Raw genomic sequence first — 12,514 nt, forward strand, 5'->3', positions numbered from 1 at the left:
ACTGTTCTGGTAGGTGTGCCGTTATGGTGCTGACCAGATGATGCACGGCAGGGAAGGGCTCTACCACAAACAGTTCAGGCACTTTTACTGAGCCTGGTATGGCAAGCGGATTAACATGCCGTGGTGGGGCGGTTTTGATCCTCGGGCATGGGATGTGGCAAGCCTGATGGATTTTGCTGTGCCAGTGGTGGTGTGTCTGCTGGTCTGGCTGTTGATCCGTTAAATATAAAAAGCCGCAGTAACTTGTCATGATAGGATACTGCGGCTGGCTGGTGAACTTCCGATAGTGCAAGTATTGAATTATTTCCAGCCGTTATCGATTTTACGTATTTTTTTGTATGAGAGGATTTGCACCTCCTCCCACCGACCATCTATGACTGTACGCCACTATCTTTAGGACTGCTATGTGCCAGAGGAAGACGTTTATTTTTACATTGGAAAAACGCTTGGATCGGTGAACATAAAGACGAGTTTTCCAGATAGAACGCCTGGTCAGTACTGGCAGACCAGACTGAATTTTATCAGGAAAATTTACGGGAGCCTATGACGCAGAGGATGACACCGAATGTAATCAGTATCATCAGCGGACTAATGGCTTCATGCAGCAGTGTGGCTGACAGACCCAATCCAAAGAAAGGCTGTAATAGCTGTAGCTGACCGACAGCTGCAATCCCGCCAGTAGCCAGTCCCTTATACCAGAATATAAAGCCAATCAGCATGCTGAATAGCGAGACGTAGGCCAGAGCGAACCAGGCCGATGTAGAAATCCCGCCAAAAGTATCGGGTATTGTCATCAATGAGGCCAACACCATAAAAGGCAGGGAAATAATCAGTGCCCAGCTAATGACTTGCCATCCCCCAAGCACTCGGGTCAGTTTTGCGCCTTCTGCATACCCAAGTCCACAAATAACCACAGCGGCAAGCATAAGAAGATCGCCTGTCAGGGAGACTGTATCACTTTGCATGAAGGCAAACCCTATCACCAGTAGGCTACCCAGAACAGAAAAAATCCAGAACGCTATTGTTGGTCGTTCACCACCTCGTAGTACCCCAAAAATCGCTGTACTAAGCGGCAGTAGCCCTAAATAAACGATCGAGTGGGCCGCATCAATATGCTTTAGCGCCATCGCTGTAAGTAAGGGAAAGCCAACAATGACGCCCACAGACACAATAATTAGCGGTGCGAACTGAGCGGCTTGTGGGCGTTTTTCACGAAAGTAATAAACAAGAATCACCGCCAGCGTACCGGCAATGGATGCCCGGAGGAAAGTCAGAAAAAACGGATCCATATCAAGCACGGCAACACGTGTGGCCGGTAGGGAACCACTAAAAATGATGACGCCCAACAGACCGTTGACCCAACCAGATACTGAACTTGCAGCCATTTTATCTGCCACTGAATTCTCCATACCGACCTCACTTTTTGTTGCCTACAGACTTGAGCATTGTGATGGCGATGGTACGCTCAAACATTCGATACAATATAATTATTGTCATGGATACATTCGATGAAAGAGCGCTATAAATCCATCGTAGATATGTTCGCAAAGAAGATACGCAGTGGAGATATTCCTTCCGGCACCCGTTTACCGACACACAGAGCACTCTCTGCGCGGGAACACATTTCGCTGGCGACAGCGACACGAGTTTATAGCGAGCTGGAGGCTATGGGGCTGGTCAGCGGAGAAACGGGAAGGGGGACGTTTGTTCGTGAAATCGCGCTTCCATACGGACATGGAGTCGACCAGCCTGCTGTTGCTACAGATGTGATTGATTTGAACTTTAACTATCCATCGTTACCGGATCAGGGGGAAATATTGCGTGGCGCTCTCCGACATATATCGACCGTGGGAGATATTGAGTCGCTTCTGCGCTATCAGCCGCATGCAGGCAGAATGACTGAGCGAAAAATTATCGCCGGTTACCTTGCCAGTCCAGAGTTTGAGCCTGAACCAGAGAATGTGATTATTGTGAATGGCGCGCAGCATGGACTTACCGTCACAGTTATGGGGTTATTGCGACCAGGAGATGTGGTGGCCGTCGATGCTCTGACCTATCCCGGCTTTAAAGTACTGGCTGAGTTATACCATCTGGAGATTGTCAGTATTCCAGCATTGGTTGATGGCCCCGATTTATCTGCACTGGAAGCGATATGCCAGAAAAGGGATGTAAGAGCCATCTATACAATGCCTACGTTGCACAATCCTTTGGGCTGGGTGCTTAGCCGTAAGCAGCGAAAAAAAATGGCTGATATTGCCCGAGCTTATGACCTGATCATCATTGAAGATACAGCTTATAGTTTTCTGATCCACAGGCCTCCGCCACCGGTTGCCTTTTATGCGCAGGAACGCACCGTGTACGTTACGGGTTTTTCAAAGAACATCGCGACGGGACTTAGAGTAGGGGCTATAGTTTGTCCTGAAACCTACAGACCAGCTCTGGAAAGAGCTGTGAGAGCAACCGCGTGGAATACGCCCTCAGTGATTACCTCGCTGGTCTGTAACTGGATAAAAGATGGTACTGTTTCCCGGTTTGAAATACTGAAAAGGCGCGATGCGCGCCAGCGCCAGGCTGTATTAAGATCCAACTTGGGCAATCTTCGCTGTGTTACGCATTCGAATTCCTATTTTGCCTGGATCCCTATGCCAGATGAAGCACGAGCTGATAGGGTTGCCAAGAATTTAATGAATTGCAACATTTCTGTCTCAACAGCAGAACCGTTTAGTACATCATTAGTGGTGCCCCAGGCAATCAGGTTAGCCCTAGGTTCCGTGACTACCGATGCCTTATACAAGGCAATTCTTAAAGTTCGGGAAGCGATTGAGTATGAGCAGTATCGCTAACCTGATAGTCCGTTGTTGGAGTATTTGACTTCAAAGAATACAACGTCCGCTTCACGCCCTGAGACATTCACTTCAGTTACGGCAGAAAGGTATGCATGCTGGGTGGGGAAAGTGTGAAGGAAAAGAAGACTGCTGCGCCGTTTGACATCACTGCTATCTTCTTACTGGTTATGCAGGTCGTAGTGGGGGGCACACAAAGCTTTGCACTGGATTGCAAGGCTTTGTGCTCTTCGATGCTGAGTGGTGGGGCATATATGGGGCAAATCACACCGTTAGATCTACGGAGAACTACGATGCTTGATGTTTCAGTCAACTCTAACTGCCTGTTATCTGGTGTGCTCTTGGGCGATCTTTGTCATTTATGAAAAATACATGGTCATATGATGTCCATGCAGGTGTAGGTTTTGTAACTGAGGCGTCCTGCCGATACAACAAAAACAACTGGTCTACGAAACCTGGGGCGGCGATTAGTGAATGCAGATAAGTACACTCTCATTATTTTTTATATTTCATGTAATGAGGATGGCGAGTTAGTCTTTATTTTTTTGATAAATGGTAGCTCTATAAAATGGTAAGTGAAAGTGGATAGAAGGCAAATAGCGAAGAAGGCTATAATAAGTATCGAAAGTAGTAAGGGGCCAATAGCTATCATTTTTGCAGTTGCCAGATAGTTGTAAACTGGGAAAAGTACTAACCCCTGCGTGAGGTACAAACTGTAGCTAATCGCCCCTAATCTTTTAGCTGCTCTGGTTGTTAATGCACCAAATAGTTCGGCTCCAGAGATGATACAAAAGAAAATAATAGCAAGGAAAGCAGTCTCTGGCGGGCTATACAATGTAGGTGCTGACAGATAGGCCAGCAGTATTGTAGATAATAAAATACAATTTGCAGTGGTCTTTGATAGAATAACCCTTTCTTTCAATTCCTTACAAAGCATTCCTGCAAAGAAATATGACCAAAGATAAGCTGTATTCGTGAAGGAAGGTAAGAAATAAAATGAAAATGCAAAAAGTACAATGCTCAGTTCCATAGATCTTTTATTGAGCATAAATAGCAATGGAAGAGAAAAATAAAACATCCATTCCCATTTTAATGTCCACGTAACCCCGGCTAATACAATAAAGGGGGTATGAAAAGCCGTCACTGGTAATTTATTGTCCCATAAACCACCATCAAACCAGGTCAGTAAATTAGATATAGTCGTTGCGGTGAATGGGATTTTTTCCGTGAATATGAAAAGGAGAGAAATAGCCAGGAATGAGCAAAAGAAAGTTAACGGGACAATTCTAAGGAGTCTTTTTTTATATAAATCAATCCAGTCTATATTATCTTTGTCCCTAATCTTTCCCCAAAATAAATAAGCGGTTGTCATGAAAAACAATGCTACGCCATTCTTTCCCATAATTAAAAGCCATTGGGATATCGGAGCCCATTGACCAGTTGTAAAATATGAGTAAGCGCAGTCCATATGATGGAATATAACAAAAGATGCAAGATAAAAACGCATGCCATCAAGTCTATTGGCTCTGTTTGGCTGAATGTCGTTATCAAGAAATTTAAATATTGGCAAGCTGAATGCGATTAATGCACCTACGATACAGAAAAATGCTAAAATAAATGAGAATGACAGGTTCATATGAACAAAACTCTTCTGCAGTAAATGTTAAAAATAATCAGTAATCTATATAAATGGGTATGGATTACTTTAGAGTTTATCTAGAGTATCAGATTGTAATCCCATAGCAAACAACTGTGCTTTATCATTTAATTTAGGTGATATTAACTCTCGATTTTGTTATTTCATTCCTAGGTGGTATTACTTAACCAATATTCATAAAAATGCAAAAATCACGAGCAAATGGCACGTTCCCTGTTTTTGTCAGAGTTATTTAACTTGCTTACAGTGGGTTGAGTACACTAAAGCTAAGTTTTTGGCTGTACGAGCAATGGTGAGAGTGGGGGGATGATGTCCCATTTACATTGGAACAATAGGTAATGGGCGACTGATTAATCACTTTTGGGGCCGCACCGTAAGGTAATGAGTATTCATTAGTATGAAGTGATCGAACCTTTATAAGAAGCTGCCTGCAAGCACAAAAAAGTGCTGCAAACACATAATCAGCATTCCCTGCCGCAGTTGGTTGGGCTACCAGTCATGACAATTGATGATTTTCATATAAGTTCAAGGTCATAAAACGGCTATTTGGATCCGGTTTATAATCAGCGAAGGGCTCGCAGGCAGTGAAGCCATGTTTGAGATAAAGTTGATGGCAGGCCGTAAATCCAGCATGTGTTCCTGTTTCTAAACTCAGGCGCTGAAGGCGTCTGTCATGTGCAACTTGCAAAATATGCCGTAAAATCAGATTTGCAACGCCACGACGTAAAAAGTCTGGCGCAGTACGCATTGATTTCAACTCGCCATGTTCATCATCCAGTAACTTCAGCGCGCCAATTCCGGCGAGTCGATCTCCTTCCCATGCTGACCAGAATGTCACTGCCGGATCACGTAGTTTTTGTACGTCTAAAGCATGGATGCTTTCTGGTGGAGATTGTTCCTGCATACCGGAAATATGGTAATTCACTAATTCTTGTACTGCAGGATGGGAGAGATCATCTGTTTTGACAGTGAACATGATTGTTTCTTGTTGGTTGTCTAATTACAACATACCAACAGGCGAAAACATCGTTGTCTAATAGATGTTTCTTATGACACGGTTCTGTTTGTAAAAAATGACCGCTCACCATTGTATGGAGCCATCGCTGGAAGAACGCTTCGCAGTAACTTGCTTTCAGAATGCCCATCGAGTGATGGGCGTGTATAGGGTATGACACACCGGGAGATCTACGGTGAACGATGATGCTTGATGATTCACTCCGCCTGTTATCTGGTGCGCTCTAGGGCTTTCTTTGTCATCAACGAAAAATACAAGGTCACAGGCATGAACATGAAGGCGTTAGTTAATCGCTATTTCAGAACCGATCATTGAAAATTTTATTAATAACCAGCCACTGTCAGACCTGAGCTGGCGAGAACAGCTAAATAAGTGGTTTGTTGTTCTCGATATCTTCAATATATAAAAGTGTATTATCGATAGAATAGTAACGCCGCTTATTGTCACCAACGTCAGTAACCCACCGAAAAACACCAGCCTTTGCAAGCGTTATACAATATTCCCGAAATGTAGACCGTCTTGAAATGTGAGTTCGGGCTGCTTTTTTGACTTGCTCAGGATCCTTGATGGCACTGACTTTTAATAGACTTCTGCTTCCTCTTATTAACAAAACATTGTCATCGTGCGTGACGATCCTGATGTTATCTGTGGCAAGATAGTAAATATAATGTGCAATATGATGACGTTTTAACTCAGCATAAAACCAGGAAAAGTTTAGCTCCGTTCTCACTTGCTCAAACATCTTTTGAAAATTAGCAACCTGATCCATCAGGGAAATAATCTCTCGTCAGTTGTGAGGGAGAGTAGTTTGCATGATCGGTGTTATTCCTTCAATCTGGTCCGATCACTTAATGCTGTGTCTGTGTGAATCAATAATAATTCAACTGTGGTACGGAAAATAGACAACGGAGTATTCGTAGCAAGTGGGTCCCGCTGCCTGAAACAGCGGGAGAAAAGATTACTTCTGAATTAAATAACGAATGGTCGGCCCGTCTTGCTGAATATCCAGTACCGTATAGCCGTGATTACGCGCATCCAGCGGAATATTGTTAATCGACTGTGGACAATCGCTGACCACTTCGAGGATCTCGCCTTTTTTTAACTGCGGCATAGCCTCAAGGGTTGCAACCGCCGGGTAAGGGCAGGGCTCACCCACCATATCAAGACGGTAATCAGGAACGATATTTTTCATGCGATCTCCTTAGCTGTCTGCGGCGCCGCACGGCGGAAGAAACGTTTTTCCCAGCCGATAATCAGCATCAGCGCAGCGAACAATAGTAAATATGTCACCAGCAGGCCGCCCATTGGACCAAAGGTTTTTAGCAGGTTGATTTTGTCCCAGTCGGTTGCCAGTGCCGGGGCGAAATCATCCCAGTAATACGCCAGAATCGTGGAGCCAATAACGTTGCCCAGACCGACCCACCAGTAATGCACCTGGCCTTCCACCGCGCGGTACATCCATCCCGTTTCGCAGCCGCCCGCCAGCACAATACCAAAACCAAACAGTAATCCACCAATTACCGCGTTCGGACCCGCCCACATGATTTTAGGTTCTACGCCTAACTGTACATAACTGAAAATCCCGATGGCACTTACCGCCATACCGAAAATGATCGCTTTCGCCATGTGGGTTCGTCCGGTGATCCACATGTCGCGGAACGCCGAAGTAAAGCAGATTTGTGCACGTTCTATCAGTAAGCCAAAGCCGACACCAAACAGCATCGCCAGCCCCAGCTTTGGTTGGTTCATCGCCGTCAGCAGCGCCCAGCCAAGCATGCCGAAAAAGACCAGCATCCCGAGACGAAAACGGCGCCGCGCCTGATCTGGTTTCTGCGTCAGCGGTGAGGCGGCAGAGACTTTCTGCATTTTCACGGGGATACGAAAAACAGGCAGCAGGGTAAAGCGCGCGCCAAACCATGAGCCGATGGCGGTGGCGATGGCAAAGAACCAGGCGTGCAGCGAGAACTGAGGAATGCCGGTAAAGAACGCCGCCAGGTTACAGCCCATCGCCAGACGTGCACCAAAACCAGCAATAATCCCGCCAATAATGGCCTGCATAATGCGGATACGGCTACGCGGCATGCGCAGTTTGACGTTGTTGGCCCATAATGCCGCGGCAAAACAGCCGCCGAACATACCGAGAATCATCATTCCGTCAATGCGGGTTAATGGCGATCCTTCCAGATGGATAATTTTAAAATAGCCCCACTCTTCAGCATGGACGCCAAACAGTTGCAGGAGCTGACCGCCCCAGCGGGTAAATTCACCCGTAACTGCCCAAAAAGTGCCGGTAATGCCAAAATAGTAAGTGGAGAGAATGCCCGCCGCGATGACCGCAGGGATTGGCGCCCAGAATTTAATCAACCAGGCTTGTTTGAATTGCTGCCATGACATGTATGTAGCCTCTGAACTCAGAAGGTTTAAACAAGAGTCGCGAATCATACATCAGGATAATTTATTTGCGTGGCAATAATTCACAAAAATAATAGTTAGATCAAATTTCTCTTTGGGCCTGGAAAGGCTGGCAGCGTCAGGGCTTTAATGCCACAATCCACTTTTCTTCTCATGCAGGACGAATGATGAAAAAACTCGCAATTGCAGGCGCACTCATGTTGTTGGCGGGCTGTGCCGAAGTCGAAAACTATAATAATGTTGTAAAAACCCCCGCGCCAGACTGGCTGACAGGGTACTGGCAGACCAAAGGGCCGCAACGTGCACTGGTCAGCCCGGAAGCGATTGGTAGCCTGATTGTCACTAAAGAGGGTGATACCCTGGATTGCCGTCAATGGCAGCGAGTGATTGCGTTACCGGGTAAGCTGACGCTGATGTCTGATTCTCTCACTAACGTTACTGTGAAACGTGAGCTGTACGAGATTGAGCGTGACGGTAACACTATTGAGTATGATGGCATGACGATGGAACGCGTGGCTCGTCCGACGGCAGAGTGTGCCGCCGCGCTGGAAAAAGCGCCGTTACCGACGCCGCTGCCGTAATGAAAATTCCCCTGGCTCTGGGGGATTTTTATGTCAAAAAAAGTGCCCGATACGCAAGCTTATCGGGCCTGAAACTGTAACGGCGCGGCAATAACGATGCGTGTATTGTCAGCGATCGGTTTTAAATCACCTCTTCGATAACCCAAACGCTGACGCTGCCGCCGTTGCAAAAAAAAGTCGCTTCGCCATTTTCATCGGTAACTATGCTCTCTTGTCGATTACCGAGGAAATCGCGCCAGGTTTTATTGCCATAGTTCTCCCCCAGATTAATCGTCTTTTCGCCATCGTCGCCATTCGACATAACCACAACGCAGCCAGGATATTCATCGGTGCCACTGCGACTAAAGGCAATGCAGTTCGGATGATCGAAAAATAGCGTCTGTACACCGTGGGCAAAACGCTGTCGGGCGAGGATTAGCTCATCAAGTTGTTCGATTATTGGCATATCGATTGGATAGGTTTGACCGTCACCGCCGACATCTTCGTAATGAGCTCCGTACAGATCAGGGTAAAACACCGAAGGCACGCCATTTTCCCGTAGCAAAATAAGGGCATAAGCCAGCGGCTTAAACCACGGCTCCACCGGAGCTTCAAGGGCTTGTAACGGCTGGGTGTCGTGGTTGGCGACCAGCGTCACAGCGTGGAAAGGATCGACTTCAACCAATGTGCCGCTAAAAATCTCAGTCATATCATAATCACGCCCCATACGAGACGCTTCGTGGAATTTCATCTGTAGCGGTGCATCGAACAGCATGGTTTTACCTTCCACCTGATCAATATACGTTTGCAGTTTCTCGACCTCGCGCGACCAGTATTCCGCCACAATAAAGAGTGGTTTCGGCGCAACTTCTTGCACATGCTCGATCCACTCTTTATAGAACCACGCCGGAATATGTTTTACCGCGTCGAGACGAAAACCATCGCACTGAGTTTGTTCCATTACCCAGCGCGCCCAGTATTTGAGCTCTTCGGTGACGGCATGGTTACGAAAATCGATGTTTTCGCCCATCAGATAATCGAAATTGCCTAATTCATCATCGACCTGATCATTCCAGCCTTCGCCAGTGTAATCGTTGACGATTTTAAAGATGCCATCTTCATGCGGGTTTTCGATATGGTCGATACCGCTAAAACATTTGAAGTCCCATATGAATTGTGAATATTTTCCGGCTCGTGCAGGGAAGGTGTAACGGGTCCAGCCTTCGCATTCGATAATTTCATCATCAATTTGCGTGCGACACTCTTCGTTAACTCGCTGAACGCGAATCGCTTCTTTTTCGTCGGCACCCATTTTGTGGTTCACCACCACATCCAGCAGTACGGCGATGTCGTTGCGTTTAAGCGCGTCGATGGCCGCCAGCAATTGCGCTTTATCACCATATTTCGTCGCGACAGTGCCTTTTTGATCAAACTCGCCTAAATCAAATAAATCATAGGAATCGTAGCCGACAGAATATCCGCCCGATGCGCCTTTATAGGCAGGCGGCAGCCAGACCATATTGATACCAATATCATTTAAACCGTCGGCGCGCTCGGCAAGCTCGGGCCAGAGCTTGCCGCCTTCAGGGTAATACCAGTGAAAGCATTGCAACAGCGTGGGATTACGCATTCTTCGACTCCACATGAGGGGAACATTAGAAGCGTAGCCGTAATCAGGTTATTCGCGAGTAATCCAACTTTTATACTTTGCCAAAATGCAGATGGGGAGAAAAATTGACGATATTCTCCTGCGGCGCCAGTACGTAGCCGCCCTGGTCACCGTAAGCACTTAATACGGATTTTTGCATCGATGACTGACCAACCAGCTTCGCCAGCTCATCCATTCGCACCTGCAATAACTGCTTAACGTTGCTTTCGTTGTCCAGGACGAGGCGTAACATTGGTTTGAGTTGTTCCTGCATCATGGCAGAGGGTTCCATTTCTTCCGTCAGGTGCGCGATTTGTTGCACCGCATTCACATAATCCATTTCGCTGGCGATGAGTTCATCCCATCGTCCTTCTGTCGCCAGGCGTAACATGAGCTGGCTTTTTTCGACAAGTTGTTGCCAGGCAAAATACAAGTGCGGTGCATGGTTCATCAGACAGGGTCCTGAATCAAAGAAGGGGAGAGTAAAGTCTCTTTCCAGGCATCGGCAATATTGCGCATCAACGTTTCCACTTCTTCTACTGCGGAGACATCGTTACGCAAATTCGCTTGCAGCAAACGCCTGACCATATAGCTATAGAGCGCAATTAAATTCTGGGTTAATTCATCCTGGCTTTCTTCTTCGAGGCTCACCTTCAACCCATTCTCAATGATGTTGATAGCTTTCGATAAAGAAACGCCTTTACCTTCCAGGTTGTTGTCCTGCATAAACAGGCGTGCTCTTACCAGCGCACTCAACACGCCGTCAAATAGCATGGTAACCAGTTGCTGTGGACTGGCGCTCATCACGGCGCTCTCAACGCCAATTTGTGCATAGGCCTGCGTGCCTTTTGCGCTGTACATAGTCTCTCCTGAAGATTATTTCGAGCTGCTATTTGAGGTGTCGAATTGCTGTGTCAGATAGCTACTGGTGGAGTTAAGCGAGTTCATTAACACATCCAGTTGGGTGAACTGGGCTTTGTAGCGCGCCATTAATGTATCGATACGTTCACTGGCAGCGTTGTACTGATCCGTCAAATTGTTCAGCGTTTTGCTTACGCCATCTTTTGCAGCCTGGATTATCCCGGTGGAGGAGAGCCAACTGGTCAGGTTGCTGCTAATGCTGGTGGTTACGCCAGTGCTTTTACCGTCACCAATAAACATTTCACCTACGCCAGCAGCATCTTTCTTCAGGGCTGTTTGCAGCTTGTCGGTCGCTATTTCCAGTTTTCCGCTACTGGCGTCGGTGGTAATACCGATCTGTGCCAATGTTTTATAGGCCGAACTGCTATGCGTATTGGCAAGCAGCGTTTTTAACTGGGTCTGGATGGTGCGCAGCGTGGAGTCACCGAGTAACGCGCCGTTGCTGGAGTCCTGACTTTCTGCCCCGGCATCGACTGCGGTGTATTTTGTTAAGCTGCTGAACGTATCCTGTAACGTGTTATAGGCATCCACCCACGCTTTAACCGCATTTTCAGCTTTGGAGGTGTCTTTGCTGATGGTGAGGGTCTGATTACCGGTGGTGACGTCATTCAGGTTGAGAGTGATATCTTCCAGCGCGTCACTGATAGTGTTGCTGCTGTTTTCAATCTCAACGTTATTAACCGTCAGTTTGGCGTTCTGCGCGGTGACGCTTTCAATCATGCCATTACTGCTATCACCCGACGTTCCGTTGTAACCCATAAAACTTTGCAGGGCGCTGTCGCCGCTGACGCTCAGTTTCATGGCGTTATCGCTACCGGTATCATTGGCGGTGATAGACAAACGATACTCGCCGTTACCCACATTGATGATACTGGCGCTGACACCGGCTTTGGCGTTGTTAATTGCATCGCGGATACCAGAGAGTGACGAGTTAGCCGCGCTGATATCAATCGTGACGGGATCTTTTCCACCGCCTTGCTGGATGGTCAGGACGCTATCGCTGGTGGCGATGGCGGCTTTGTTGTCTTTTTGGCTGTTTTGGGTCGTGAGCGTCTGTGCTTGTGCCAGTTGGCTGACACTAATGGTGTATTTTCCGGCAATTGCGCTGCCCGTGGTGGTGGCGCTAAAAGCTGAAGAACTGCTGGTGGTTGAGGTAGCGGTAAATAAGTCGGCTTTATTCAGTGCCGTGTTGGCGGTCTGAAAACTCTCCAGCGCGCTTTTCAGCGTCCCGTAGGCGCTCAGTTTCGCGGTGTACGAGCTTTGCTGTTTTGATATCGGCGTCAGGGTAGATTTTTCTGCCGCCTCAAGACTGTCGAGGATGCTGCTGAGATCCAGCCCCGACCCAACCCCGAGCGTTGAAATACTAGCCATATATATTCCTTAATCATGCGACATGTAGAACGAATACCGGGGTTATCGGCGCAAGCGGGGCAAAGTTTACGATTTATTTTTTGGCTT

12 protein-coding genes and 2 pseudogenes are annotated in these 12,514 nt (G+C 47.1%); 3 read left to right on the top strand and 11 right to left on the bottom strand.

Going from position 1 to position 12,514, the window contains the following annotated elements; translation table 11 throughout:
• A pseudogene (locus tag D9741_RS04300) lies at nucleotides 1-106 on the bottom strand (hypothetical protein); the annotation flags it as partial.
• A 150-nt stretch (nucleotides 107-256) separates the two neighbouring features.
• Between D9741_RS04300 and D9741_RS23830 the strand changes: the two are divergent.
• Nucleotides 257-331, top strand: a pseudogene (locus D9741_RS23830) (capsid protein); the annotation flags it as partial.
• 190 nt (nucleotides 332-521) lie between these two features.
• Here the strand turns inward: D9741_RS23830 and D9741_RS04310 are convergent.
• Nucleotides 522-1,409, bottom strand: coding sequence for a DMT family transporter (locus D9741_RS04310; RefSeq protein ID WP_001560838.1), 888 nt, complete (start codon nucleotides 1,407-1,409; stop codon nucleotides 522-524).
• Between the two features lie 99 nt (nucleotides 1,410-1,508).
• On the opposite strand from D9741_RS04310, the gene D9741_RS04315 reads away from it, so the two are divergent.
• Nucleotides 1,509-2,843 (top strand): PLP-dependent aminotransferase family protein, encoded by a 1,335-nt coding sequence (locus tag D9741_RS04315; RefSeq protein WP_130218632.1) that lies wholly within the window; start codon nucleotides 1,509-1,511, stop codon nucleotides 2,841-2,843.
• A gap of 502 nt (nucleotides 2,844-3,345) precedes the next feature.
• Here D9741_RS04315 and D9741_RS04325 read toward each other — a convergent pair.
• The 5 genes from D9741_RS04325 to yedE form a co-directional block, all read right to left on the bottom strand.
• Complete coding sequence (locus tag D9741_RS04325; protein WP_130218636.1) at nucleotides 3,346-4,479, bottom strand: acyltransferase; 1,134 nt, start codon at nucleotides 4,477-4,479, stop codon at nucleotides 3,346-3,348.
• A 517-nt stretch (nucleotides 4,480-4,996) separates the two neighbouring features.
• Entirely contained in the window at nucleotides 4,997-5,476 is a 480-nt protein-coding gene (locus D9741_RS04330; protein WP_130218638.1) for a GNAT family N-acetyltransferase, read from the bottom strand.
• A gap of 403 nt (nucleotides 5,477-5,879) precedes the next feature.
• Nucleotides 5,880-6,284, bottom strand: coding sequence for a DUF1398 domain-containing protein (locus D9741_RS04335; RefSeq protein WP_130218640.1), 405 nt, complete (start codon nucleotides 6,282-6,284; stop codon nucleotides 5,880-5,882).
• A 189-nt stretch (nucleotides 6,285-6,473) separates the two neighbouring features.
• Nucleotides 6,474-6,707 carry a sulfurtransferase-like selenium metabolism protein YedF gene (yedF, locus tag D9741_RS04340; protein WP_000790504.1) on the bottom strand — a complete coding sequence of 78 codons (234 nt, stop codon included), beginning with the start codon at nucleotides 6,705-6,707 and terminating at the stop codon, nucleotides 6,474-6,476.
• The gene (gene yedE, locus D9741_RS04345) at nucleotides 6,704-7,909 is read right to left on the bottom strand and encodes a selenium metabolism membrane protein YedE/FdhT (RefSeq protein ID WP_130208577.1); all 1,206 of its coding nucleotides are present in this window, start codon (nucleotides 7,907-7,909) and stop codon (nucleotides 6,704-6,706) included. Before yedE ends, yedF begins: the two co-directional genes overlap by 4 nt.
• Before the next feature lie 185 nt (nucleotides 7,910-8,094).
• On the opposite strand from yedE, the gene yedD reads away from it, so the two are divergent.
• Nucleotides 8,095-8,508, top strand: coding sequence for a lipoprotein YedD (yedD, locus tag D9741_RS04350; RefSeq protein WP_130218642.1), 414 nt, complete (start codon nucleotides 8,095-8,097; stop codon nucleotides 8,506-8,508).
• A 121-nt stretch (nucleotides 8,509-8,629) separates the two neighbouring features.
• On the opposite strand, the gene amyA is transcribed toward yedD, so the two are convergent.
• From amyA to fliD, 4 genes are all read right to left on the bottom strand, one after another.
• Nucleotides 8,630-10,117, bottom strand: coding sequence for an alpha-amylase (amyA, locus tag D9741_RS04355; RefSeq protein WP_130218644.1), 1,488 nt, complete (start codon nucleotides 10,115-10,117; stop codon nucleotides 8,630-8,632).
• Between the two features lie 70 nt (nucleotides 10,118-10,187).
• Complete coding sequence (gene fliT, locus D9741_RS04360; protein WP_130218646.1) at nucleotides 10,188-10,586, bottom strand: flagella biosynthesis regulatory protein FliT; 399 nt, start codon at nucleotides 10,584-10,586, stop codon at nucleotides 10,188-10,190.
• A complete protein-coding gene (gene fliS, locus D9741_RS04365; RefSeq protein WP_130208571.1) occupies nucleotides 10,586-10,996 on the bottom strand; it encodes a flagellar export chaperone FliS in 411 nt (136 codons plus the stop codon). Before fliS ends, fliT begins: the two co-directional genes overlap by 1 nt.
• A 15-nt stretch (nucleotides 10,997-11,011) precedes the next feature.
• Nucleotides 11,012-12,427: a flagellar filament capping protein FliD gene (gene fliD, locus D9741_RS04370; protein WP_130218648.1), complete on the bottom strand. Its 1,416-nt coding sequence runs from the start codon at nucleotides 12,425-12,427 to the stop codon at nucleotides 11,012-11,014.
• Nucleotides 12,428-12,514 lie beyond the last annotated feature (87 nt).

Source organism: Escherichia sp. E14V7, from assembly GCF_004212225.1.
Classification (GTDB): domain Bacteria; phylum Pseudomonadota; class Gammaproteobacteria; order Enterobacterales; family Enterobacteriaceae; genus Escherichia.